Consider the following 25,652-nt stretch of genomic DNA (forward strand, 5'->3'; position numbering starts at 1 on the left):
CAACGCGCGGAGCGTGTGCTGAAAATGCGTTGAATAACGGGAGAAATGAACAACAGAAGAAACAGGGGGAGTGCTAACCCTGTTTGTATCTTCCCAGCGCAGGGGAGGGGAGCACGGGGATGTACTGTGCGGGGGTTCCCAGCAGCGGGAATTCCTACTCGGGGAGGGGCTTAGCCTCCACAGCGGCGCGTGCCGCCGCAATAGAGCTTTCGTGATGCAGCATGTCGCGGCTTTCACGCATGAGGCGCACCCACTTGCGGGTCAGGTCCTCAAGCTGCTGGGCGGTCAACGAACCGGAGGCGATACTCGCCTCATCGGCGGCGGCGCTGGTTGAGATGTGGTGATGCCAGAGTTCGTACACTTCGTTGGTGTAGCTGGCGCGTAGAGCCTGAGCGTGTTCGCGTGCCTGGCTGATGTATTCGTTCAGGCTTGCACGGTAGTGCTGAAGCTGATCGGGGGAAATGTTTGCTTGCGCTCCTGGCGGTGAGCTCGGGGTTGAGCTATGCCTCGCATGAGGCTCTTGCGGTAATCCGGAAGAGGATGAGTATGAATTCATGATGCTACGGGGGTGCGCCTACTTTGGCGCGGGTCAGTGTCAGGGTGCATCGCTGCGCCTGACGGGTGGTTTCTGTCGTGCGGTTGGTCGGGGTATGTCTTTGGTCGTACCGGTGATTTGTCTGTTGCTGAAGTTGAATAGAGGGTTGTTCCTGATGGTAAAACCCTCGCATCAACAATCATACATAAAGTGACAGTCAATCTCATAAGGTTGATTATGCTCTTTGCACATTGATGAACAGAAAAAGGGGTTGGAAATCCCACGATTACCCACAGAATAGCGGACTAAATCCCACATCGCTGGGGAAGGGAGCTAGGGGAAGCTCTTCGAATCAGACGCAGGTACTTGAAGGTCCCACAGAGATAAAACCCAAAGTCAGCACCGTATAGATTCGCAGCCGGAATCTCACACCCGGTGAGCTATAACGAACAGCAGGCACAGAAAACGGGGCGGTACCGTTAACCAGTACCGCCCCGTTATCAACACCAAAGTGGCGTCATAAAATCAAGCGATAAACGCTCAAGTGCGATTACTCAGACGCGATTACTCAGCTGCCTCTTCAACAACGAGTACAACGTCGCGAACCTCCAGCTCGCCCTCAGCTGCCACCAGGGACAGCTCACGAGCGTTACCGGCAGCCTTCAGGTCAGCCAAGCCAGCGGCAATGCGATCCAGCTGAGCCTGAGGAGCCGCAATAGTTGCGGACTCAACCTCGGTGCGCTGCTTAACCTTCGCGTCGCTCTTAGCCTTACGCAGACCACCCAGAGCCTCAGCAACATCCGGCAGAATCTGCTTCAGCGACTCAATCTGAGCCGGGTCAGCGTCCGCCAGGACCCACTGAGCAGAAATGCCAGCAGTCGGGTTCTGTGCAGAGTACTCAGCCAGCAGGGTGCCTTCCAGGATGGGCAGTGCCTGCGGCCACTCGGCGCGGTGTACGCTACCTGCACGCCACCAGGACCAAATCTCTTCGGTCACGAACGGCAGGAAGGGTGCGAACAGGCGCAACAGAGCATCCAGGGTGGTTGCCAGTGCGGCAAGAACAGAAGCCTGCTCCTCCTCACCGCGAGCACCGTACGCACGGTCCTTAATCAGCTCAACAAAGTCGTCGGTGAAGGACCAGAAGAAGCTCTCGCAAATCTGCAGGGCACGAGCGTACTCGTACTTCTCAAACGCTGCGGTTGCTTCCTCAATCAGGTACGCCAGGCGAGCCAGCAGGGAGCGGTCCAGAGCGTTGATGAGCACACGACCCTGAGCCTGAGAAGTAATCACAGACTTCTCGGTAGCGCCCAGGTTCAGCACGAACTTGGATGCGTTCAGCAGCTTGATCGCCAGGCGGCGGCCAATCTTCATCTGGCCTTCGTCGTAGGCGGTGTCAGCACCCAGGCGAGCGGAAGCCGCCCAGTAGCGCACAGCGTCCGAACCGTACTTCTCCAGAACCTCGTTGGGGACCACAACGTTGCCCTTGGACTTGGACATCTTCTTGCGGTCCGGGTCGAGAATCCAGCCGGAGAGCGCGGTGTTGTACCACGGCACGGAGGAAGCCAGGGTCTCCGCGCGAACAGCGGTGGAGAACAGCCAGGTACGGATAATGTCGTGACCCTGCGGGCGCAGATCCATGGGGAAGGTCTTCGCGTGCAGGTCCGGGTCCACGCCCCAGCCGGTCGCAATCTGCGGGGTCAGGGAGGAGGTAGCCCAAGTGTCCAGAACGTCCGGGTCAGCGATGAAGCCGCCCGCTACGCCGCGCTGATCCTCGGTGTAACCGGGAGCAGCCTGAGAGGCGGGGTCAACCGGCAGCATGTCCTCAGAAGGCAGAATCGGGTTCTCGTAGTCCGGCTCGCCCTCAGCGTCCAGCGGGTACCAGACGGGGAAGGGAACACCGAAGAAACGCTGGCGAGAAATCAGCCAGTCGCCGTTCAGACCCTCAACCCAGTTCTCGTAGCGGCTACGCATGAAGGAGGGGTACCAGTTCATCTCACGGCCGCGCTCGATGAGCTTCTCGCGGCGTGCAGCGTCACGGCCACCGTTGCGGATGTACCACTGGCGGGAAGCAACGATTTCGAGGGGCTTGTCGCCCTTCTCGTAGAACTTCACGGGGTGGGTAATCGGCTTGGGATCGCCGTCCATTTCGCCAGCTTCAACCAGCATTTCCACGACGGTCTTCTGTGCGGTGAAGACGGTGGTGCCTGCCATGCGCTCGTAGCGCTCGCGACCCTCGGCGGAGGTGATCCACTCGGGGATTTCGCGGGAGAAGCGGCCGTCGCGACCGATGAGGGCGCGGGTGTCCAGCTGCAGTTCACGCCACCAGGTGACGTCGGTGGTGTCACCGAAGGTACAGATCATGGCGATACCGGCACCCTTGTCGGGCTGTGCCAGCGGGTGCGCCTTGATTTCGACCTCAACGCCGAACAGCGGGGAGGTGACGGTGGTACCGAACAGCGGCTTGTAACGCTCGTCGTCCGGGTGCGCCACGAGAGCCACGCAGGAGGGCAGCAGCTCGGGGCGGGTGGTCTCAATCCAGACCTTCTCGCCGTTGGGGCGGTGGAAGCTGATGCGGTGGTACGCGCCGGGGCGTTCCTTGTCTTCCAGCTCAGCCTGTGCCACTGCGGTGCGGAAGGTGACGTCCCACATGGTCGGTGCTTCAGCCATGTAGGCGTTGCCTGCTTCCAGGTCCTTCAGGAAGGCGAGCTGGGAGACCTTGCGGGAGTGCGCGTCGATGGTGCGGTAGGTGCGCGACCAGTCAACGGACAGACCCAGGGTGGTGAAGAGGTTTTCGAAGACCTTCTCGTCTTCAACCGCGAGTTCTTCACAGAGTTCGATGAAGTTGTTGCGGGAAATGCGCGGCCACTTTGCTTGGCTGCGGTCGGGCTTGGGGGTGCCGTCTGCCTTCCAGGTGATCAGGTCGCGGAAGGAGTCGTTGTCTGCCACGGAGGGGTCGCAGAGAACGCCGTAGTAGTTCTGAACGCGGCGTTCGGTGGGCAGGCCGTTGTCATCCCAGCCGAGGGGGTAGAACACGTTCTTGCCGGTCATTCGCTGGTAGCGTGCAATGACGTCGGTCTGGGTGTAGGAGAACATGTGACCCACGTGCAGGGAACCGGATGCGGTCGGCGGCGGGGTGTCAATGGAGTAGACCTGTTCGCGAGTGGTGTTCTCGTCGAATGCGTAGGTCTTCTCGTCGGCCCAGCGCTGCGAGAGCTTCTCTTCGAGGCCTTCAAGGGCGGGGCGGTCGGGAACGTTAATCTGTACGGGCGAGTCTGAGCCCAAAATGTTTTCAGCCATAACGGCTATTTTCTCATATTCACGGCATTCTCTCAGCTCCAGGGGAATTCTGTGCTGCGCTTGCCTGTTCGTACTGCTTGATTGCGGCTTCTAGGCGCGCCAGGAGGGGCTTGTACCGGCGCGCAAATTGTGCCCTGCGTACTGCGGCGCGTACCCCGCTGGAGGCGGTGAGATCCTGCCAGCTGGCGGGGTCGAGGTAGCTCTGCCCGAGCAGCAGGTGCACCTCAGAAGTGTAGGGGGTTCCGGTGGTGGCACGGATAGCGCGCGCCCTCTGCTGGAGCGCTCGGCGCTGCTCTTGGAGAGCGGCGATGCGCTGGTGCGGTGTTGCTGTCATGTGGAGGTTCCATATATGAGGAGTAATCGGCGATTCAGCGGCAAACTCGGCGGAAAGGCAATGGGGGAGAGAACCCCTTATATCCTGCCTCGGTTACCTGCAGTGTAGGCGCGAAAATCTTGCCTATCAACAGCCCGCGAATCCTTCTCAGGGACGCTGGGGCGGCGTAGACTGAAAGTACACGACCTTTGAGGAGCTGCCAATGAGTTCTCTGAGTATTTTTGGTTTGGGTACGCCTGAAACTGTTCTGCTGATACTGCACCTGGTGCTGGTGGCGTTGTGCGTCTGGCATTTGACGGTGCGTAGCGGCTATGGCGAGGCGCGCATGCGTTTCGTGCTACCGCTGATTGTGTTCATGCCCGGCGCGGCGATCCTTTATCTGCTGTCGGCGCGTGAGGGTACGGTCCCTCCGGACACGATTAAGACCGGCAGTAGCTCGCCCGTGTATTTTGAGCACCGCCTCGGATTCCGTGACGGCGGTAGGAGCCGCTGGGGTCTGCCACGCCGCCGCAGGTAGTAGCCTGACGGGGGTGCCGGGTGGTTGTGGTGCCGGCGCCTATCTCACTATCGAAAATTTCAAAATATATGCCCGCGAGTCTGCTCGAACAGAGCACCCGCGGGCATCACTCTACTAGGATTAAAGTATGACTGAGAACACCCACATTCCTGCATCTCCTTTCCTGCCTCATACCGGCGTCGGCAAGGTTGCCGTGGTGACCGGCGCATCCAGCGGTATTGGTCGCGCTACTGTTCAGCAGCTGGTGGCGAGCGGTTGGACCGTCTACGCCCTGGCGCGTCGCACCGACCGCCTCTACACCCTCTACGCGGAGACCGGCGCTCACCCGGTGACCTGCGATGTGACCGATGAACATTCCGTGCGGTTCGTTGCTGAGCAGATTCTGGAAGAGCAGGGCACCATTGACGCCCTGGTCAATATTGCCGGCGGCGCTATCGGCGTGGACAAGGTTGCCGACGGCAAGACCGCCGATTATCTGAAGATGTACCAGATGAACGTGCTGGGTATTCTGCACATGGTGCGCGCCTTCGCGGAGGCTCTGCGCCTGAACGGTCACGGCACGATCCTGAACCTGACCTCCACCGCTGCCGAGCACGGCTACGAGGGCGGCGCCGGATACAACGCGGCGAAGTTCGGCGCTCGCGGCCTGACCGAGGCGCTCCGTCTGGAAGAGGCAGAGAATAATATTCGCGTGATTGAGATTTGCCCGGGCATGGTTCACACCGAAGAGTTCTCCCTGAACCGCCTGGGCTCTAAGGAAGCCGCCGAGCGAGTCTACGCGGGCGTTGAAAAGCCGCTGACCGCTGAGGATGTGGCGCAGACCGTGACTTTTGCTCTGAACGTTCCGCACCACGTGAACCTTGATCGCATTACGATTCGCCCGGTGGCACAGCCGAGCCAGTTCAAGGTGATTCGCAAGGAGAGCTAAGCTCACGGCGCGCCGTGACGCTTGAGCCTCAGTGAGGCTTTGGTAGCCCCGCCTGCATCCGCGTGAGTTGGATGCGGGCGGGGCTTTTTCTGTGTTCTTAGAACGTATATAGGGGGGTATATATGAAGGTGATTGAGGTGCTCTGGGTGTAGGGGAGAGGCATGAAGGGGAACTTGAGGGAACTATAAAGTGGTACGTGAGACTTTAAGGTTCACTAAGATGAAAATGGTGGGTCAAAAATACCCATGGAACACCCTATATTTTCTTCAAATGCAATCAAAAGATAGGGTTATATGTCCTCGTGTGTCAGTAGATGGGCGCAAAATCCCCGAATTGGTCTGCATTAAACCTCAACTTAAGGGGTGTTTTTATAACGATTTCATTACAGTTATGCAAAGGTGACGGTAAGCGGGCTAAACATCCAGGGGCAAATGCTAGCCTTTTAGCAGTCACACCCATGTATGGGCCTACTGCACCTTCAAAGACGGGGGCGCACCACGGTAGGTTCAACACCGATAATTCAGAGATCGAGGAAAAATGTCGAAGACTACCCGTCGCGTTTACAAGATCGCAGCAGCGGCAGCCTTTACTGCTGGTTCTGTGGCAGCAATCCCGGCAACTTTCGCGGCAGAAGCACCCGCTGATCAGCAGCAGCAGGTTGTCGACCAGAAGGCAACCGCTCAGAATTCTTCCCTGCCTGGCGGCAACGCAACTGAGACCCCCAAGGCTGAAGCTCCTAAGACCGAGGCGCCGAAGGCTGAGGCAACTGAAGCACCTAAGGCTGAGACTCCCAAGGCTGAAGCTCCTAAGGCTGAGGCACCTAAGACCGAGGCGCCGAAGGCTGAGGCATCTGAAGCTCCTAAGGCTGAGGCAACCGAAGCACCTAAGGCTGAAACCCCCAAGGCTGAGGCAACCGAGGCTCCCAAGGCTGAAACCCCCAAGGCAGAGACTCCTAAGGGTGAGACCCCTGCTCCTGCAACCCCCGAGCCCACCATCCCCTCCACCCCGGCTCCCGAGGTGAAGCAGGCTAACCCCTTCGTCTCCATCGAGAACGCACGCTTCTCCGGTGATGCGCAGTTTAACACCGTGAGCGTTGTTGGTACCGGCTTCTACGGCGAGAAGGTCGGCCCCGGCGTTCAGGTCAGCATCTACGCGCTGGATGAGAATCAGCAGATTACCGGCGACGTCATTACCACCGTGTCCGTGTCTGCGGACCAGATTCAGGATGGCTCCTTCAAGACTTCCTTCACTGTCGAGGCAAGCAAGCTGCCCGCCGGCGCTTCCTACGCTCTGGTTGCTGTGAGCAACCCGCAGGCTGCTCAGGCTGACCAGAAGCTCGTGGCTCTCTCCTCCTTCAAGGTCACCGAGACCACCTCTCCCGAGGCACCCAAGAACGAAGAGACTCCCGCTCCCGTGACCCCGGCACCGGAGACCCCCAAGGCTGACGAGACTCCCGCTCCCGTAACCCCGGCACCGGAGACCCCCAAGGCTGACGAGACCCCGGCACCCGAGGCTCCCAAGACTGAGGCTCCCAAGACTGAGGCACCCAAGGAAGAAACTCCTGCTCCGGAAGCACCCAAGGCTGAGACCCCCAAGGCTGACGAGACCCCCGCTCCGGAGGCTCCCGCAGCACCCGAGAACGCAACCCTCACCACCGAGGATGCTTCCCTGGATCCGAACGACCAGTACAACGTTCTGACCTTCAACGGCTCCGGCTTCACCCACGAGTCTGTTGCTAACGGCGTGCAGATTGCTATCTTCCGCCTGGATGCAAACGGCAACATCACCGGCGAGGCTCTGGCAACCCACGACGTTCCCGCTTCTGAAATCGTGAACGGTACCTTCCGTGTCAAGGTCAGCGTTCTTGCTGAGCTGCTGCAGCCCGGTTACGCCTACGCAATGGTGGCAACCAGCGACCCGAACGGCCTGGTACACCAGGTTGCAGTCACCACCGCTACCGTGAGCGATGCGAACAACCCCGCACCGACCCTGCCGGCAGCTACCGAGGACGATAACACCACCGTTCGCGATAACGGCGACGGCACCACCAGCGTCTTCACCGCTGAAATGCGCGAAGACGGTTCGGTTGTCGTAACCGAGACCCGCATGCCTTCTTCTCAGGCACCCAAGGCTAAGGTTGGCAACGCATCCGCTGCTACCTCTTCGAAGGGCCACGGTCTGAGCACCTCCGGTACCAAGGGTTCGACCTCGACCTCTTCGTCGGCTTCCTCTTCGAAGCAGCAGCTGGCACACACCGGTGCTGAGGGTGTTGCAGGTATCGCAGGTGTTGGCGCCGCAGCTCTGATTGCTGGTGCTGCACTGATGCTCCTGCGCCGCCGCAGCCTCTAATAGCTCAGGCTCTATAGCCAGGCTCTGAACATCTGATGCTCACCGCATGGTGAGTGCGGCAAGTGCCGTCAATACTCTGAAAGGGTATTGGCGGCACTTTTGCGTTCAGCAGTTTTGCTGATTCGTTTGATGGGGGAGGGGTGTTCTCTTCCGTGGTGGAGGCGCGGGGTGGAGGCGCGGGGTGGAGGCGCGGGGCGGTGTAACGGAATAATTTTGTTGGGTTATTTGGCGCGCAATTATTGGTACGCATGCTTGTAATCAATGCGAGTGGAAAAGCGGTGTGACCTGCGATTTTTTCACTTAAAAGAAATAAATTAAATGCATGAATGTGCAGAATATTTTTATCTCAAATCCATTAAAACTGCATATGCATGCAATAAAACCTTGAGCTTCAAGGGAGAGTTGAAAAATTTTACCTAGTCCATGCAGTTTGAGTGCTCTTGGTGATGTTATAGAGAGTAAAAAATATGCTGTGTGGGTTATTGCACAGGAAAATAGTTGGGACGTAAAGCGTCTTTACAGCAATAACAAGAAAAGTATTGTTAGTGTGGAATTACCGATAAATAGAGCGATTCCCTTCGCGGTAACTTCCACCAATACATGAACGTTATCACTAGTCCGTACGTTATAGCGTTCAATCCCGAAGAGACACCCGTCCAACTTCGATCCGTGGCACCCACCGGAGGGTATCGTTCACACTCACAGAAAAGGTGTGTTCCATGCCCGAACCCGCTCACTCAAAAACCCGAGCAACAGCCGCCATTGCTGCTTCCGTCCTGTCCGTCACCGGTGTTGGTGCTGCGCACGCAGATGTGCAGGTGCAGAATGCCGGCGGAATGGCTTCACCGACTGCGGTGGAATCCGACAATCCTCCCTCCGTGGCAAACGCAACCCCCATCGAAAACGTTGCTGCCCAGACTTCCCCGCAGGTGTACGTAGAGCAGGGTGTTGTCATTAACCCGGCGCGTTCCCAGAGCATCACCGTGACCGGTGAAGGCTTCACCGGCGGCCCTGTTGAACGTTACGGCGTAGCGGTGTACGTGAGCGAATACCGCCAGTACCCCCTCTACGCGCTGGGTCGCGGTTCCGCAGTGACGATGACCCTCGTGCCCGAACTTGATGTGGACGGTGGCCGCTTCAGCACCCAGCTGACCCTGCCCGCAGGCACCCTTGACCCCAACCAGCAGTACGTCGTCGCAACTGCCGTGGTCGACCCCGGTAAGGGCTACGCAACCGAGGACCCCTCCTACAACTCCTCGGCACCCCTGGAAGTGCTGCCCGCAGACACCCAGGATGAGCCGCTCAACGTTCAGATTCTCTCCGGTCAGCTGGAAATCCCGCAGGAGAAGAACCTGGTCGTCTACAAGGTCACCGGTCTGGGCGAGGCGCAGGCTTTCGAGGTCATGACCTACGCCTACGCCCTGGATAGCCAGGGTAACCGCATCCTGCTCGCTGCCTCTCCCGCGCATGCCGACGTTGTAAACGGCACCCTCCTGGACGGCATTGAGGTGCCCGGATCCAGGCTGGAAGAAGTGCAGGCTGTTCACGAAGACCTGCGCTATGTGCTGAGCGTTGAGGTTGCGCCCTCTGCCGCTAATGGTTACACCGCCCAGGAAGTTGAGGTTCCCTTCATGAATGGTTGGAATGCACAGAATGGCTCCGCTCCGGTTGCTACCGCTGAGCGTGCAATGGCGGAGCAGGCACAGTTCGAGAAGAAGCAGTCTGCAGGGGAGGCGCAGCCCGAGCCGGTTGCTCAGGCTGCCCCGAGTGCGCAGCCTGAGCAGGCTACCTCGAATGCTCAGTCCGCTCAGGCAGTTGCCGCGAGCCCCGTCGAGCAGTTCGACCACGTACTGCCCGAGAACGACCCGCGCCGCCACTACAGCCTGCCGCGCAACACCGTCTTTGACCGCGTCCACGACACCACCGAAGAACAGACCAACAACACCGCTAACCCCGTGATGACCGCCCGCCTGCACGTAGAAGAAACCGTAGTTCCCGAAAACGACTCCGAGAAGACTCTGACCGTGCGTGGTGAGGGTTTCACCGGCGTCGGCTCGGTGCACCTGATGGTCAGCGCTGTCGACGAATATGGTGTGGCAACCGGCGGCATGATTGCCTCGGCTGATGTCTCTGAGATCGACGCATCCGGCGCATTTAGTGCTCAGGTGCAGATTCCCGGCTCGGCACTCAAGCCCGGTACCACCTACCGCGTGAGTGCTGTGGCGGAGGACGAGCAGGGCACCGTGCGCATGGTCAACGGTGGCTTCACTGTTGAGCGCGATAGCGTGGACAATGCGCCCGCAACCCCTGAGCAGGATGCACCTGCGGCTGAGGCTCCCGCAGCTGATGCCTCGGTGCCTTCTGAGTCTGCTACTTCGGAGCCTGCTCCCGTGGCTGATCAAGCTTCCTCTACCGAGCAGAAGGCGGGGGAGGGTAACGCCGAGCAGAAGAATCAGGCTCCGGTCGCTACCCAGAATGCCTCCCAGAACGCCCCTGTTCAGAACGCTTCCGCACAGAAGGGCGATGCTCAGAAGGTTGAGGCGCAGGCATCTGGCTCCCAGAAGGCTACCGCCGGTACCCAGCCGAAGCGCGAGCAGCTGGCGGCTACCGGCGCCTCCAATATGCTGGTCATTAGCGCCGCTGGATCACTGTCGCTGCTTGCCGGTATGCGTTTGAGCCGCCGTCGCCGTAGTGAGATGCGGCTCAGTTCTCGCCGCTAAAACGGGGCAATTATTGCCTCACTAGGCAAAACGTGCACATAGATGTAGGGACGTCCGAAATGCAAGATTCGGGCGTCCCTACATCTTTAACTTTTTCTAAGGTTATACCTATAATTTAGAGTGCTGTTATAGACGGTACTATCACTCTTTATCACCTCGTTCACCCGGGGTGAGGAGTCGCTGTGAAGCGCCTCCGGTCACCGATATGAGAGAACCGTTATTCTGCGCCTACTTCCGACCTTTGGGCGCAGGAGTCACACGACGATTCATCACACTCACTCACGAAAATAGGTGACCATGTTTTCCACGCAGCGAACTGCTCGCGGCGCGGCGCTAGTAGCGTCTGCCGCCCTCGGTTTGGGCGGCTCCGTCGCGCCTGCAACTCTGGCCCCCGCGACCTTTGCATCTGCCGCTCACGCGCAGACTCAGCAGTCTCCTAAGCCTGAACTTCCCATCGCCGTTGCCACCGATGTGGTTAGCCACAACATTACCCTGGACTTGGTTGCTCAGAGCAAGGACTACACCCTGCTGTCGCTGACCGGCGTAACCTCCCTAGAGAATCTAAAGGTTCGCCTGGTCGCTATTTCCGTTGATGACGGTCCCGTGGCGGCTATGACTGTGCCCGCCTCCCAGATGACTGCCTCTCTGAACGATGAGGGTGCCCTGGAAGTTAGCATTCACCAACGTCTGAATGTTGAGCAGCCGTACATGGTTGAAGTGCTGAACCTGCGCACCAATGACACCGTCTCGGTGGAGTTCATGCCTGAGCACGGTGTGACCGTCGACGAGATTTTGGCGAGCCGCCAGAACATTTTCTTCCCCGACACCCCCGGTGTTCCCCGTACTAACCGTGCGGAGGCGAACCCCACTCCCGAGGTGTCGTTGAGCCCCAGCGCATCCCCGAGCGCCGCGAAGGATAGCCCGCGCCCGACGGTCGCCCCGGCGCCCTCTGTGGCACCGTCTGCATCGCAGAGCGTTTCGGCGCGTCCTTCCGCGAGCGCATCCGCTAGTGCGTCGGCGAATGCCTCGGCGAGCGCGTCTGCTGCTGATGCGGCGCCCGCTGAGGTGACCGAGGATCGTCTGCTGGTGCACTCCCGTTCCGATCAGGCTCCCGCGGAGACCCGCGAGGCGACCCTGGAAATTTCTACCGCAGAACTGCGCGGCTCGGATGAGCTGCAGCCGATTAGCGTGCGCGCTAGGAATGTGGCGGAGAGCGGCCTGGGTTATGACGTGATGGTCTTTGAAATGCCCGCTGACGGCGGTGCGGTGGGTTCGCCGCTGGCGACCACTCACGTGAGCCCGCAGCAGGTGATTGATGCTTCTTTCTCTGCTGATTTGAAGGTTCCCGGAACCTCCTTGCATGCGGGTAAGCGTTACCGCGTGGTTGTGGTGGGCGGTGACTCCACCGAGGAGCTGAAGCTCATGGCGACTAGCGCTTTTGGCGTGAGCGTGATTCAGCGTGCGGTTCCTGTTGATCCGGCTCCGAAGCCTGCGAATACTACTGTTCGTCCGGTGAGCCCGATCATTTCTGATATGAATCAGCGTGTGAGCCCTTCGGCCCCTTCGGGTCGCGTGAGCACTGTGGATTCTTCAGGGGCCTCTGCGGATGCTCAAGATTTGGTGACTGATTCTGTTGCTAAGATTCCGTCGGTGGATAGCGCTCTGGGCTATATTGTGCAGGCGCAGCAGTCGGCGCGTGCGATTACCGCGCAGGCTCGTAGTTCTGTGGCTGAGACTGCGGTGGTTCCTTCGACGATGATTATGTCTGGTTATGCGACGCTACTGCCTGGTCGTACTGTGGTGAACCTGCTGGGTTATCAGTCTTCGGAGTCTGAAACGGTGACTGTTGCTTCGCCTCAGGAGAATGTGGGTGCTGCAGGTTCGGGTAGTTTCTATACGCGTAGCTCGAAGTCGCGCGGTGATTCTGCCGGTTCGAAGCTGGAGGCGAGCGCTCAGGATAATGGCCCGCTGCCGGAGGGTACCTTGCCGCTGAGTATTGCTCTGCTGGGTTCGGTTGCTTTTGTGGGTACTGCTGTGGCGGTGAATGTGTATCGTCGTCGCTTTGAGGGTGCTGAGGAGCTGGGTGCTGAGTAGTTCAGCTATTTGTTGCTTAGCGCTGTGAGGCGTGGCTCTCTGTAGGGGAGTTGTTGAGTGGGAGGCGCTCTGTCGGGTGCGTGCCGTGTGGGTGCGTGTTTGGTGGGGCGCCTTCTGTGTGCCCGGATGTTTGACTCTATTGCGCGGTGGTCTGGTGCGCCTTGGGGTGGTGTAAAAATTTCTTTTTGGTGCACTCTGGGGAATATATTTTGACATTCGAATTTTGCGTTATATATATCTCAGTAAAGTAATTAACTCCCTTTTATTTCGGCAATTATTGCGACATAAAGTTTTAGCACATGAATGCAATGCAACATTAAGTGCAATATCCGTGTTAGGCTAGGGTGTAACCGACGTACTGGTGCGCAAATACTTGGATAGAAACACCGGCTTGTGGTGAGCCTTCCCTAGTCCACGCTTTGCGCCTACATCGATCGAAATGGCACACATGACTATCACTCGACTTCCGAAACGCATTCATGCTTTTTCGCTTGTTGCCGCTCTAGGCGCAAGCGCTTTTGTGCTTCCTGGCGCCTCCGCAGTAGAGGCTGAAGCAATTAACGTGAATGATTGCCTGACGGCTCTGGTTAATAGCGAATTTGAATCAAGCTGCCCCTACGAAGACCTCGAACTTGAAATTGACACCATCGAGATTCAGGTTCAGTCCATCAAGGACGGTCAGGCAACCATTAAGCTCACACCCCTCTATGAGGGCGGCTACGTGGGCGACGCCTCCAAGGTGTACCTGGTAGTGCAGTACTACGGCACCACCGGCACGGTGCTCGGATCTGACACCTACGAGCCGTCCGCCATGCAGGTTGAGCGTGCTGATGACGGCTCGATGCTGGTCACCTTTGAGATGCCGCAGATGCCCCAGGAAGGCTACTACTCCATGAGTGCCATGGACCTGGTGACCTCCGATGCGGGCTACGGCGAATTCATGATTTCTGAGGGCTCCCTCGTGCCGCACACTATCCTGGTAGAGGACGACTCTGACGAGGTGATGGTGGACAAGAAAGAAAACGCCCACCAGGTGCCGACCATTGACGAGCTGAAGACGCTGGATAAGCTCCGCGAAGAGGAGCAGAAGAACCAGCAATCTGCAGACCAGAAGGGCAGCAAGGACACGGTCAAGATTGAGGTGCCTTCCGAATCTTCTGAAAACCCCAACCTCGAAACCCACACCCAGAAGCTGGAGCAGGTCCCCGGCGGCTCCACCTCTTCGCGTGATACCCAGACTCTGAGTGCTACGGAACTGAAGGTTGCGTATGCTGAGGTTCGCTCCGATAAGGAAACCAAGCCGGTCACTATCAGTGCTGCGCGCGTGCCCGCGAACGCGGCAGGCTACGACCTGATTGTGGTTGAGACCGATATGAGCGGCAACCACAAGGGTGATGCACTGTCCATTACTCGCATCAGCTCTGACCGTATCGTGAACGGCGCCTTCAAGGAAGAGATCGGCATGCCCGGCTCTCTGCTGAAGACCGGCTCCGTGTACACCGCCTACCTGGTGCGTGCCGACGATACTGAGTACGCAGAAGAAGTCGTTTCGGTGCGTTTCAAGGTCAGCGGCGAGGCGACCGGCAGCGCAACCTCCTCGACGAAGGATGAGCTGTCCCGCCAGGATGCAAGCGCATCGCACACGCCCAGCACTACCGCGGCTGAGTCAACCGGCGGCACTCAGGGTAGCCCCTCCGCTGCTACCAACGCCGCCTCCAGTAACGCCGTCTCGACTCGTTCTGACGCAACCCAGTCGGGTTCGGGCCAATCTGCCACGAGCGCGCCCCGCTCCACCCTGGATGCGGTGAGCGCCATGTCCAAGGCTAAGGAAGCGAAGGCTGAGCGTCAGCGTCAGGCTCTGCAGACTTTGGCTCAGGCGCGCACGATGAGCCCGCGTTCGGCTTTTGAACCGACCCGCACTAACCAGGTTTCGGCGTATAGCTCGGGTTCTGACCCGGCGTCTATTGCTGTTGCCGCAAACCTGGACGCTCTGACCGATGAAGAAAAGGCGGCTTCGACAAAATTCGGTAATGGTAATAAGGGTTTTACTCCCGTCATTCACTCGGAGCCTAACACTCGTTCCGCTGCGGTGCACTCGAACACCACCCAGGTGTACTCGAACGCTGACCGTCAGGACGGCGTGAAGGCTGCGGTTTCCACTGCGGCTCCTGCGAGTGAAGAGGTTGCTCAGCACGGTGTTGCCTTCTGGGCTCTTGGCGGCGTTGGTTTGGCGCTCGTGGTTGGTGCCGCCTGGATGGCTCACCGCCGCGGTTTCTTGGGCGGCTAATGCGCTAGTCAGGCGTTTTCTGCCGGCCGTGTACAGTATGTTTTTCGTTTCATGAGGAATGCTCGCCCCCGCTATCTGTAGGTGCAGATAGCGGGGGCGAGTCGCGTGTTCAGGGTGTTCAAAAAGCATCTAATTTCGCGTGAACAAACCATAATGTTCGTGATAGGGTTGAAATAACCGATAAATAGATGCGAGCTATTGTCAGGTCTTCACCACCTGAAATACGAAGCGGAGCACGGTACGACGAATCCGGGTACATGACGCGCCCGAAGGGCTCCACGCGGCACGTGAAGAACGAGCAATAGTGCGCATATTTCCACCACGAAAAGACGCATTGCATGAGTATTTATTCAGCGAAGCACCGTATTGTCACCGCAACCATTTTGGTTGCGGGGCTTCAGTGCGGGCTTGTTGTACCCTCCGTCGCGGCGGAGGCACCCGTCACGACACACTCTGCTGTGCAAAAAACCGCCACCCTGAACGCTACCCCGGATCAAACTGAACAGAACTCCGGGATTCAGGGTGCCGCCTCCACAATCACCATGAAGGCGCAGCTCAAGGACGGCGGCTACCTCCTGCGTTGGACGGGCTTCCCCGAAGGGCTGGAGGCTTCCAGTGTTCTGGTTGACGTGAACTTCTACACTCCTTCCGGTGAGTACGGTGGCTCAGTCCTGGAGAGCCCGACCCTATCCGAAGGTGCCAAGGAGGGGGAGTTCCGCCTCCTGATGAGCCCGGCGACGGACTCGAACGTCGTGTACGTGATCGTTCTGGAGGATACCGCGCACGGTGTCTCCTACGAATTCTTTGTGACCGAGCAGGGCAACCGCCTGGTCCAGACCGCTGACCCGCGCAACGGCAAAGCAAAGCCCACCGAACCGCCGGTCGATATTGAACGTGAAGAAGCAGAAACCGGCGAGGTGACTGCTCAGCCGACCCCCGAAGCGGTGAACCTGCCGGCGCCCACCGCTACGTCATCCACCGATACGGGCGATGACACGGTTCGCCGTACCGTGGACAACCCGCAGAACCATGATTCTGGGCAGTACGTTATCTCCGAAGACAACAGCGTGTACGATCCGATGAACCAGAGGGATGGCAAAGCGCACCTATCCATTCAGGATTCGCAGGGCGACTCTCAGGATGACACGAAGCCCGTCACGGTCCGCGCCACGAACTTCCCCTGGAATGACAAGGGCTACGACCTGATCGTCATGGAAATCGACTCCAACGGCAACACTGTCGGTGATGCGCTCGCCATTGTTCATGTTGGCCCGGAATCCATTTCTGCGGGCGCTTTCGAGGCTGTGATTGGCGTGCCCGGTGCGTCCCTGCAGATTGGTAGGACCTACCTGGTGGCGGCTTTTGATGCTTCCGGTGACGGTAACCTTCAGCTCAATACGGTGCGTTTTACGGTGACCCAGGCTTCTGCCGAGAATGGTGGCTCGTCATCTAATTCTTCCTCTAAGGACGAGGGTAACCCGGCTGTGGAGTCTTCCGCGTCTTCTTCGGCTCCCGCTGATACTGTGGGCGCATCCGGTACGGAGGCACCCGCCGCGGGCTCTAAGTCTAAGACCCGCGGAATTCAGGCCGACAGTGCTATGGCTCCGGGCACGAACGATGCCACGATTTCTATTCCGCGCCCCTCGGGTGGTTCTACTACCGAGTCTTCCTCGGCTCTGGGGTACCGCACTGAGGAGGCGCAGCCTGTTGAAATGGTGACTCCCGAGTCTAATCTGCCTTCCGGCACCGATTCGGCGGCTCAGTCTCGCCGTGCCGCGATTCTGAATGGTTCCTCCTCGCAGGTGCGTACCGATCCCGGATCGCCGAATGGTGTGAAGGCGTCGGAGGCGCAGATTACCCGTAACATGGATAAGAGCTCGCCCCTTCTGCCGATTTTGGTGACCCTGGGTGGCGGCCTGATTCTTGGTGCCCTGGGCATGTCGCGTATGCACACCTCGAAGAAGGATTAGCGGCGGTAGGGCCGGGGGAGTAGCGGCCTCTGTTGACTGCTGAGGTGTGCTGGCGTGGGGTGGGTGTATTGCCCTGTCAGTGTGCTGTGAGGCGCTTTGTCATAAAACGGTTCACTTGGTATGTATCTTGAGAAATTCTCACACTATAGATATAGTAAGCCTGTCCTAACAATGTCGATAGCATGGATACACACCAATGAAGATTTTCACATCTGGCACCCGCCTCTCCAAGGGAGCCTGCGCCCTCGCCGTTGCTGGCGCTGTCGCCCTACCTCTGGCACCCGTCCTCGCCGAGAACATTAATATCGCCGCACAGAATGTTGCCGCACAGAACGTCGCAGCAGGCGACCAGGCAAGCACCGGCGCATCCTTCGGCTGGGGCGTACGCGCCTCCTTCCTGTCCTACAACGGTATGCCCCGCGAAATGACCGACGGCGCAGCCTGGGATGCAACCGCAAAGCAGTTCACCTTCACCCCGACCTCCACCACCGTCTCCGAAGACGGCAAGCAGGTTACCCTGCAGGCTGCCGGCCGCCTCTGGTTCACCGGCCACTGCGCTGAAGGTCAGGACCCCGAAACCGGTTGCGCCCTGAACCTCACCTTCTCCAACCCCCGCGTGGAACTGAACCTTGCTGACGGCACCGGCTCCCTCTACATGACCGTGCGCACCAAGAACTACGCCTCCGGCAAGTTCGAGGGCCCCATGGAAGTCAAGATGGCGACCCTGAGCACCGGCACCGCCAAGCAGAGCGAGAAGGACGGCGTGGTCAGCATCAGCGGCATCTCCGCGAACCTGACCGCCGACGGTAACCACGCCTTCTCCGACTTCTACAACGAAGGCGCCAGCCTCGACCCGCTGAGCATCTCCTACACCGGCAGCGCAGCTAGCACCCCCAAGAGCGCCTACAGCGTCGCCGAGTCCTACAACACCGGCGCGGGCGTGAACCTGCCCCAGAACACCGCACGTCTGGGTCAGAATCACATCGTGCACGTGGCACCCCCGAGCTTCGGCGGCGACACCACCTACACCGTGCTGACCAGCTCCAACCTGAAGATGACCGACACCGGCGTACTGAAGGCCAACAAGGGCGTTTTCGCGGTGGATGCTGACGGCAACCGCATGCTCGTCATCAACAGCGAGACCAACAAGCCCGAGCTGTACACCGTAACCGCTGAAGGTAAGCTCGTCTCCTCCGGCACCTACTCCAACGCAGACCTCGGCACCACCACCGTCAAGGCAATCGGCTACAACCCCGCCAACAACACCTGGGGTATCGTCAGCATTGACGGCCAGGGCGGCGGCAAGCTCACCATCATTGACGCATCCGGCAAGGCAACCTCGCAGGCTCTGCCGAAGCCCGACTCTATCGACCCGCAGGTTGTGAACGCCTACTCGCTCGACGAGTACTACGGCGACTCGTTCTCCAACAACACCGTGACCCTCGCACCGCTGCCCGACGGCAGCTTCGTGTACGCGCCGTCGACCTCCATCTACGATGCGGCCGGCGAAAAGGTGGTTCAGAAGGGTCACCTGCTGCACATGAGCAGCAACGGCGTGTCCCTGGTGCCGAACTCTTCACCCGCAGGCTACGACACCGCCCTGCCCTCGACCCTGGTCAGCCCCAAGGGCTACATTTACCGTTGGAACAACTGGTACGGCGGTAAGGTGCAGATTCTCAAGTACGAGAACGGCACTTTCAGCGTGGTCCGCGAGTCCGCAACTCTTGAGGGCTTCGAGAAGACCGAGGTTGCCACCATGTTCCTGACCCGCGCGGGTAACGTGGTTGTGGTGGACGCATCCGGCTCCCGCCTGGTGTTCATGGATGAGACCCTGAACAAGGTGAACGAGGTGGTGCTCTCCTCGATGCGCAAGACCGACAAGAGTGGAGGCTACAACGCTCTCGAACTGCCCAACGGCGATATTATCTACCCGACCAGCTTCGAGAACCCGAACACCTACGAGGATCAGCTGTGGCTGAACCGCCTGGCAGCGAACTCGGCACCGACCCCGGCACCCGAGCCGACCAAGGCACCTGAACCGACTAAGGCACCTGAGCCGACTAAGTCTGCTGAGCCTACCGTGGCACCGACTGCTGAGCCGACTGTCGCGCCTTCTGCTGAGCCTACCGTGACTGCAGAGCCGACTGTTGCTCCGACCGAGGCACCGACCGCAGAGCCCACTAAGTCCGCTGAGCCGACCGTCGCGCCCACCGAGGCACCCTCTGCTGAGCCGACCGTTGCTCCCACCGCTGAGCCGACTGCGGAGCCTTCTGCTACTGCAGAACCTTCTGTCACCGCAGAACCGACTGCTGAGCCGACCGTGGAACCCTCTGCAACCGCTGAGCCCAGCGTGACCGCAGAACCCACCGCAGCACCTTCGGAAGAGCCCACCTCGCCGTCTCTGCCGACCGCATCCGTGGCTCCTTCTGTAGCCCCGAGTGCTTCTGCAACTCCGAGCGCATCGGTGAGCGCTTCCCCGACCGCGGTTCCGAGCGTTCCCGCTGTGACCCCCTCGGCGAGCGAGTCTGCATCCGCTAGCGCGTCTGCTTCTTCGAGTGCTTCTGCGAGCGCGTCGAGCTCCGCAAGCAGCTCCAGCAGCGCTTCGGTGACCGCATCGGCTAGCGAGTCTGCATCTGCGAGTGCATCCGCGTCCGCGAGTGCTTCCGCGAGCGAGTCTGCATCCGCGAGCGCTTCTGCTTCTGAGAGTAGCACCGCTGACCAGAACGCAGCCGGCCACAAGGGCGGCTCCAACGGCGGTTCTGATGCTGGTTCTGGTGCCTCCGACAACTTGGGTGTGAGCGGCTCCAACGGCGGTTCCTCTAACGGTGGTTCTTCCGCAGGTGGTTCCTCGACCTCCGGTAGCTCCTCCTCGAAGCTGGCACAGACCGGCGCATCCGGCGCTATGTTCGCTGCAGCAGCCGGTGCTATCACCCTGGCTGCAGGTACCGCACTGGTCGTGGCTCGCCGCCGCAAGAGCTAAGATTTAGCCTTCGTGCAACACCCCGCTTCGCCACTCGTGTTCATGAGTGGGGGAGCGGGGTGTTCCTTTCATACAATGGAAATATGACTATTCTGAATGTAATCGCAACCTCGCACGGCACCGACTCGGTCGCCGGTCGCGAGGCTATCACGCTGATTCGTGAGCAGATTAAGTTCCTGCTTGCTCAGCGTAACGACGGCGTGGAGTACCGTGTCCACGCCGCATATGTGGATGTGGAATCTCCCAGCGTTGATGATGCCGCAGCCTCTCTGCCCAATGATGAGCCCTGTGTGATTGTGCCGATTCTGCTGTCGACCGGTTTCCACACTCAGGTGGATTTGCGTCGTGCCGCACGCAATAGCGGTATTGAGCGTATTAGTATTGGCGAGTCTCTGGGCCCAGATGCGCGCCTTGCCGCACTGACCCGCGCCCGCCTGGAAGAGGCTGGTTGGACTCCCGGCGACGGCCCTGTTGTGCAGGGTGCTGCGGGTTCTTCTCGTGCTGATGGCCGTGCGGACATGAGCCGTGCCGCTGAGTTGCTGGCTGAGGAACTGAACACCCCGGTGCATCACGGCTTCGTTGCCGCTATCGATCCGAAGTTCCACGAGGTTGTTGCCGAACATCAGCCTAAGTTTGCCGCGACCTACCTGCTAGCGGAGGGTTTCTTCGCCGGTAAGATGCGCCGTGATGCTGAGTCGACCGGTGTGCCGGTGAAGGTTGCCGCGCCGCTGGTGAACGCGCAGGGTGGTGCTTCTGCTGCCGTGGTGGCGGAGTGCTTTATTGACCGCATGGATGCCGCTATTGCCCAGCTGGATGCCGCCTAGATGACTTAAAATCAGGCTAGTGCGCTCGCTGTTCACTCACCTGATGAGGGGCTTCTGAAAATCCATACAAAAAACCTCGGGAGGTGATTCTCCCGAGGTTTTTTGTATGTAGCTGAAGTAGCTGAGTGCTTAGGCAGTCTTGAGGTAGACGTCGCCGTCGCGGACCTCTACGGGGTAGACCTTGATGGAGTAGGAGGGGTCAGAGACGCACTCGCCGGTGGTCAGGTCGTAGACCTCCTTGTAGAGGGGGGAGGTGATGGTGGGGTTGCCGTTCTTCTCGCCGACGATACCGCGTGCGAGGACCAGTGCCTGGCTGTGCGGGTCGAGGTGGTCGCCGGCGAAGATGCCGTGCTTGGTCTTGTAGATGGCGTACTGGTAGCCGTCGACCAGGGCGACTTCACCCCAGTTTTCTTCGAGGTCAGATTCGGCGCAGATGCGTACCCAGTTCTCAGCCATGGGGGTTTCCTTTCGAAGTGGTGGTCTGCGCCGCGCGGGGTGCAGGACACAATAGCGGTTCGTGTGTTCTTTGTTTGGAGTTTACCTTATGAAACCCACATTTGGAAATGGGGCACGCGGAGGGTGCTAAAGGTTATTTTTACCCTAAAAGATGATCTCAAATTTCATAGATTAGCCTTACCTAATTTAATTTCAGGTAAGGTGAGAATACCCTATTCCAGCCCGGTATTCCGCGGATTTTTTGGAAAATTTTCCCAAAAAATACGGATTTTCGATGCTTCGACCCCGCGCTAGAGTGTACGATAAAAGTCGTAGTTTAAAACGCCTTTTGACTGCCTGAAGAAAACAACATAATCCCACACAAAAATGTTTCGTAATTTTCAGATGCATTCTAAAGAAGCGGGCGCTCCAACTACTCGGTACGCATCAGGTACGAGCCCAACGGTACGGAAACTAGGAGTTCCAATACCGGGCACGATCCAGCCGCACACTGAGGGTAGATAAGTGCCATGAACTACCTGCATTACAACTAGGAAGGAAAATCCATGTCGCACACCCCCCGCAACATTCTCGTTGTCGGCGCAGGCCCCGCTGCGTGGCGTTTTGTACGCGCGTACCACGAAGGCGCTGAAGCTGCCGGTCGCGCAGCGGACACCATCACCGTCCTCAACGATGAGCCCTACATCCCCTACGACCGCGTTGCTATCGAGAAGATTTTCAAGGACACCGAGAAGGATCTGACCCTCGGTGACCCCGAACTGTGGAATGCAGAGAACATCAACCTGGTCAACAACTGCCACGCAGAGAAGCTTGACCGCACCCGCCGCGTCGTCACCGACACCGAGGGCAACGAGTACCCCTACGACGTACTGGTCTTCGCAACCGGTTCCCGCGCGGTTCGTATCCCCATTCTTAACTCGGACGCCGCACACGTCTTCCGCACCATTGACGACGTGAAGAACATGGTCTCCGAGGTCAATCGCCTGCAGGACACCCTCGGCCGCGCACCCCGCGGTATTGTCGTCGGTGGCGGTCTGCTCGGCCTCGAAGCAGCTGAGGGTCTGAAGGACCTGGGCGCAGAGCCCACCATCCTGGACGTGGCACCCTGGCTGCTTTCCGTTGAGGTTGACCAGGGCGGCGGTTACGCAGTGAACGCCCAGATTAAGGCAACTGGCATTGAGATTGAGACCGGCGTGTACATCTCCGGCATCAACAAGGATGCTGACGGCAACGTCGTCTCCGTCTCCATCGCAGATTCCCCCTCTGAGGATGCAGAAATCCGCACCCTGCCCGCCGACATGGTGGTCTTCGGTGCCGGTATTCGCCCCAACGACGAGCTGGCACGCGACGCCGACCTGGCACTGGGCGAGCGCGGCGGTATTCTCGTCAACGACGCATGCCACTCCTCCGACGAGCACATTTGGGCTATCGGTGAGGTCGCCTGCGTACTGGGCCGCACCTGGGGTCTGGTCGCACCGGCTAACGCTATGGCTGACGCTGTGGCAGCTAACCTGCTCAACGACAACGAAGAAGCTCAGGTTGAAGAGTTCGACATCGCAACCAAGCTGAAGTTCTCCGGCGTTCAGGTCGCTGGCTTCGGTGACCGCCGCGGCACCACCGAGGGTTGCCTCGAGGTTCTGTTCGCAGACCCCGCACGCGGCATGTACCAGAAGATTGTGACCAGCGGCGACGCAAAGACCCTGCTCGGTGGCGTGTTCGTCGGTGACACCGCTCCCTTCGACTCTCTCAAGCCCCTGCTCGGCCGCGAACTGCCCGCTGAGCCGAACGTTTACCTGACCGCAGCTGGCGGCGGCGACGGCATCCCCGACACCGAACTGCCCGACGACGCAATCCTGTGTTCCTGCAACAACATCAGCTTCGGTGCTGTCCGCGAGGCTATCGTTGACGGCAACCACGATGTTGCATCCCTGAAGTCCTGCACCACCGCGGGTACCCAGTGTGGTTCCTGTGTTCCGATGCTGCAGAAGACTCTGGAACAGCAGATGAAGAAGATGGGTCTGACCGTCTCCAAGGCACTGTGTGAGCACTTCGACTTCTCCCGTGCAGAGCTGGCTGAGGCTGTGCGTCTCACCAACCTGGACGACTTCGACTCCGTGCTGGCACGCTTCGGTCACGGTGGCGACGGCTGTGCTATCTGTAAGCCGACCGTTGCATCGATTCTCTCCTCCTTCCGCAACTCCTACGTCCTGGACGCAGGCCGCGGTGGTATTCAGGAGACCAACGACCGTGCGCTGGCAAACATGCAGAAGAACGGTACCTACTCCGTCGTTCCGCGTATTCCCGCAGGTGAGATTCCCGCTAAGAAGCTGGGCGTCATCGCAGAGGTCGCTGAAGAGTTCGGTCTGTACGTGAAGATTACTGGTGCACAGCGTATCGGTATGTTCGGTGCTCGCCTGGAGCAGCTGCCCTACATTTGGGAGCGCTTGGTGGATGCCGGCTTCGAGTCCGGTCAGGCATACGGTAAGTCCCTGCGTAACGTGAAGTCCTGCATGGGTTCGACCTGGTGCCGCTTCGGTGTTCAGGACTCGACCGGCATGGCAGTCAAGCTCGAGAACCGTTACCGCGGTCTGCGTTCCCCGCACAAGTTCAAGTTCGGTGTTTCCGGTTGTAACCGTGAATGTGCTGAGGCACAGGGCAAGGACGTTGGTCTGATTGCAACCACCAACGGCTGGAACCTGTACCTGGGCGGTAACGGTGGTGCAAACCCCGCTCACGGTCGCCTCTTCGTCAAGGACGCCTCCAGCGAGGACATCATCCGCTACATCGACCGCTACCTGATGTACTACATCCGTACCGCAGACAAGCTGCAGCGTACCGCTCGCTGGCTTGAGGATCTGGATGAGGAGCACGGCGACGGTCTGGCACACCTGCAGTCCGTCCTCATTGAGGACTCCCTGGGCGTGTGCGAGGACCTGGAGCGCGACATGCAGCGTCACGTTGACTCCTACGAGGACGAGTGGGCAGCAACCCTGCGCGACGAGCGCCGCCTGCGCCGCTTCCGTGCCTTCATCAACGAGCCCAACGGCAGCGACGAGGGTTCGCACCTGTACGTGCTGGAGCGCGAGCAGATTCGCCCCGCAACCCCCGAGGAAATTGCGGCGGCAGAAGCTGGCGAGTCCAACACCGTCCTGCTGACCGGTGCCAAGATTCCCGTGGGCAAGCCCAGTGACCTCAACCCGGTCCCGGCAGCGTAGTATGTGCCCGAAGATTCCTCCGTTCCCGCCCCGCGAGTTCGCCACTATTGACGAAATCCTCGCGGGCGGGGCGCCCGGGCACACCCTGGACGATAGCGTGACGGAACGCGGCATCCTTCTGCCCGGCGAGCCTGCTGAGAACCCCGGCAAGGTCTACATTGTGGGTGGCGGCCCCGGCGCCGCTGACCTGCTGACCCTGCGTGCGGCGCGTGCCCTGAGCGAGGCGGACGTGGTCCTTCTGGACCACCTCGCCCCGCAGGAGTACGGCGAGTACGCGCCGAACGCCCTCATCGTTGATGTGGGCAAGGTTCCCGGTAAGCACGCTGTTCCGCAGTCCCGCATCCAGCAGCTCATGATTGATTACGCGCTTTCGGGTAAGACCGTGGTGCGTTTGAAGGGCGGCGACCCGTACGTGTACGGTCGCGGCGCTGAAGAGCTGGATGCGTGCATCGCCGCCGGCCTGGAGGCCGAGGTTATCCCCGGCATTACCAGCGCTATTGCGGTTCCTGCACGTGCGGCGATTCCGGTGACCCTGCGTAAGGTGTCCTCGATTTTCACCGTCATTTCTGGTCACTCCGGCCTGTCGGAGACCGAAGTGTCGGCTGTTGAGGCGACCCTGCGTGCCCAGGGCACTGTGGTGCTGCTGATGGGCGTTCGTACCCTGCCCGATACGGTGGCGTCTCTGCTCTCTCGTGGGATTGAGGCTGACACGCCGCTGGCAACCATTGAGAACGGTTTCTCTGAGAAGGAGCGCGTGACTGTCACGACCCTTGAGAACGCTCAGGTAGATTGCGCATCGGTTAAGGCGCCGGCTATTACCGTCATCGGTGAGGTCGTGCATTATGCTCGCGATGATCAGAACCGCTTTGTGAGCGAGGTTCACGAGCGTCTGCGTGAGCGTTCCACCTCTTAGAAGGCGGCGCGCCAGGTAGCTATGCGCTAGATAGTCCGGCTACGCGCCAGATAGTATTGCACAGCCCCGCATCCTTGGTTTTTCCTAGTTGCCAAGGAGCGGGGCTGTTGCTGTGCCCGCTGTTATTGCTGTGCCTGTAGCGGCTACCTGCCGGGCGCTGAGGCCCACGCTGAGGGGTAGTACTCACAGACAGGTGCTTGGGGAGCAATGCCCTGGGCACAGAAGCACAGGAA

15 protein-coding genes are annotated in these 25,652 nt (G+C 59.5%); 11 read left to right on the plus strand and 4 right to left on the minus strand.

Features of this window, described 5'->3' with window-relative positions:
- Positions 1–154 precede the first annotated feature (154 nt).
- The 3 genes from AB8C10_RS07315 to AB8C10_RS07325 all read right to left on the minus strand — a co-directional run bounded on the left by AB8C10_RS07315 (position 155) and on the right by AB8C10_RS07325 (position 4,166).
- Positions 155–556, minus strand: coding sequence for a hypothetical protein (locus AB8C10_RS07315; protein WP_368867343.1), 402 nt, complete (start codon positions 554–556; stop codon positions 155–157).
- Positions 557–1,099: 543 nt separating this feature from the next.
- The gene (gene valS / locus AB8C10_RS07320) at positions 1,100–3,832 is read right to left on the minus strand and encodes a valine--tRNA ligase (protein ID WP_368867344.1); all 2,733 of its coding nucleotides are present in this window, start codon (positions 3,830–3,832) and stop codon (positions 1,100–1,102) included.
- 19 nt (positions 3,833–3,851) lie between these two features.
- The gene (locus tag AB8C10_RS07325) at positions 3,852–4,166 is read right to left on the minus strand and encodes a hypothetical protein (protein WP_368867345.1); all 315 of its coding nucleotides are present in this window, start codon (positions 4,164–4,166) and stop codon (positions 3,852–3,854) included.
- Positions 4,167–4,368: 202 nt separating this feature from the next.
- On the opposite strand from AB8C10_RS07325, the gene AB8C10_RS07330 reads away from it, so the two are divergent.
- The 9 genes from AB8C10_RS07330 (at position 4,369) to AB8C10_RS07370 (ending at position 20,835) form a co-directional block, all read left to right on the plus strand.
- On the plus strand, positions 4,369–4,683 hold the full coding sequence (locus AB8C10_RS07330) for a penicillin-binding protein (protein WP_070831106.1): 315 nt from the start codon (positions 4,369–4,371) through the stop codon (positions 4,681–4,683).
- A 127-nt stretch (positions 4,684–4,810) separates the two neighbouring features.
- Positions 4,811–5,611: an SDR family oxidoreductase gene (locus tag AB8C10_RS07335; RefSeq protein WP_368867346.1), complete on the plus strand. Its 801-nt coding sequence runs from the start codon at positions 4,811–4,813 to the stop codon at positions 5,609–5,611.
- A 537-nt stretch (positions 5,612–6,148) separates the two neighbouring features.
- Positions 6,149–7,960 carry an LPXTG cell wall anchor domain-containing protein gene (locus AB8C10_RS07340; protein ID WP_368867347.1) on the plus strand — a complete coding sequence of 604 codons (1,812 nt, stop codon included), beginning with the start codon at positions 6,149–6,151 and terminating at the stop codon, positions 7,958–7,960.
- A 719-nt stretch (positions 7,961–8,679) separates the two neighbouring features.
- On the plus strand, positions 8,680–10,680 hold the full coding sequence (locus AB8C10_RS07345; RefSeq protein WP_368867348.1) for an adhesin: 2,001 nt from the start codon (positions 8,680–8,682) through the stop codon (positions 10,678–10,680).
- Between the two features lie 297 nt (positions 10,681–10,977).
- On the plus strand, positions 10,978–12,774 hold the full coding sequence (locus AB8C10_RS07350) for a propanediol dehydratase (RefSeq protein ID WP_368867349.1): 1,797 nt from the start codon (positions 10,978–10,980) through the stop codon (positions 12,772–12,774).
- A gap of 448 nt (positions 12,775–13,222) precedes the next feature.
- Positions 13,223–15,061: a hypothetical protein gene (locus tag AB8C10_RS07355; protein ID WP_368867350.1), complete on the plus strand. Its 1,839-nt coding sequence runs from the start codon at positions 13,223–13,225 to the stop codon at positions 15,059–15,061.
- 338 nt (positions 15,062–15,399) lie between these two features.
- A complete protein-coding gene (locus AB8C10_RS07360; protein WP_368867351.1) occupies positions 15,400–17,031 on the plus strand; it encodes an enoyl-CoA hydratase in 1,632 nt (543 codons plus the stop codon).
- Positions 17,032–17,227: 196 nt separating this feature from the next.
- Positions 17,228–20,011, plus strand: a complete 2,784-nt coding sequence (locus tag AB8C10_RS07365; protein WP_368867352.1) for an HtaA domain-containing protein — start codon at positions 17,228–17,230, stop codon at positions 20,009–20,011.
- Between the two features lie 83 nt (positions 20,012–20,094).
- The gene (locus tag AB8C10_RS07370; protein WP_044145812.1) at positions 20,095–20,835 is read left to right on the plus strand and encodes a sirohydrochlorin chelatase; all 741 of its coding nucleotides are present in this window, start codon (positions 20,095–20,097) and stop codon (positions 20,833–20,835) included.
- Between the two features lie 129 nt (positions 20,836–20,964).
- On the opposite strand, the gene nirD is transcribed toward AB8C10_RS07370, so the two are convergent.
- Positions 20,965–21,291, minus strand: a complete 327-nt coding sequence (gene nirD, locus AB8C10_RS07375; protein ID WP_005505749.1) for a nitrite reductase small subunit NirD — start codon at positions 21,289–21,291, stop codon at positions 20,965–20,967.
- 545 nt (positions 21,292–21,836) lie between these two features.
- Between nirD and nirB the strand changes: the two genes are divergently transcribed.
- Positions 21,837–24,506, plus strand: a complete 2,670-nt coding sequence (nirB, locus tag AB8C10_RS07380; RefSeq protein ID WP_368867353.1) for a nitrite reductase large subunit NirB — start codon at positions 21,837–21,839, stop codon at positions 24,504–24,506.
- A 1-nt stretch (position 24,507) separates the two neighbouring features.
- On the plus strand, positions 24,508–25,419 hold the full coding sequence (gene cobA / locus AB8C10_RS07385; RefSeq protein WP_005505751.1) for a uroporphyrinogen-III C-methyltransferase: 912 nt from the start codon (positions 24,508–24,510) through the stop codon (positions 25,417–25,419).
- Positions 25,420–25,652: the final 233 nt, after the last annotated feature.

It is taken from the genome of Rothia mucilaginosa, assembly GCF_964210535.1.
GTDB classification, from domain to species: Bacteria; Actinomycetota; Actinomycetes; order Actinomycetales; family Micrococcaceae; genus Rothia; species Rothia mucilaginosa_F.

Coding starts and splice junctions, on each gene's coding strand:
- AB8C10_RS07355 (WP_368867350.1), top strand. CDS start 13,223: ATGACTATCACTCGACTTCCGAAACGCATTCATGCTTTTTCGCTTGTT.
- nirB (WP_368867353.1), top strand. CDS start 21,837: ATGTCGCACACCCCCCGCAACATTCTCGTTGTCGGCGCAGGCCCCGCT.
- AB8C10_RS07350 (WP_368867349.1), top strand. CDS start 10,978: ATGTTTTCCACGCAGCGAACTGCTCGCGGCGCGGCGCTAGTAGCGTCT.
- AB8C10_RS07370 (WP_044145812.1), top strand. CDS start 20,095: ATGACTATTCTGAATGTAATCGCAACCTCGCACGGCACCGACTCGGTC.
- cobA (WP_005505751.1), top strand. CDS start 24,508: ATGTGCCCGAAGATTCCTCCGTTCCCGCCCCGCGAGTTCGCCACTATT.
- AB8C10_RS07360 (WP_368867351.1), top strand. CDS start 15,400: ATGAGTATTTATTCAGCGAAGCACCGTATTGTCACCGCAACCATTTTG.
- AB8C10_RS07340 (WP_368867347.1), top strand. CDS start 6,149: ATGTCGAAGACTACCCGTCGCGTTTACAAGATCGCAGCAGCGGCAGCC.
- nirD (WP_005505749.1), bottom strand. CDS start 21,291: ATGGCTGAGAACTGGGTACGCATCTGCGCCGAATCTGACCTCGAAGAA.
- AB8C10_RS07330 (WP_070831106.1), top strand. CDS start 4,369: ATGAGTTCTCTGAGTATTTTTGGTTTGGGTACGCCTGAAACTGTTCTG.
- AB8C10_RS07325 (WP_368867345.1), bottom strand. CDS start 4,166: ATGACAGCAACACCGCACCAGCGCATCGCCGCTCTCCAAGAGCAGCGC.
- AB8C10_RS07335 (WP_368867346.1), top strand. CDS start 4,811: ATGACTGAGAACACCCACATTCCTGCATCTCCTTTCCTGCCTCATACC.
- AB8C10_RS07365 (WP_368867352.1), top strand. CDS start 17,228: ATGAAGATTTTCACATCTGGCACCCGCCTCTCCAAGGGAGCCTGCGCC.
- AB8C10_RS07315 (WP_368867343.1), bottom strand. CDS start 556: ATGAATTCATACTCATCCTCTTCCGGATTACCGCAAGAGCCTCATGCG.
- valS (WP_368867344.1), bottom strand. CDS start 3,832: ATGGCTGAAAACATTTTGGGCTCAGACTCGCCCGTACAGATTAACGTT.
- AB8C10_RS07345 (WP_368867348.1), top strand. CDS start 8,680: ATGCCCGAACCCGCTCACTCAAAAACCCGAGCAACAGCCGCCATTGCT.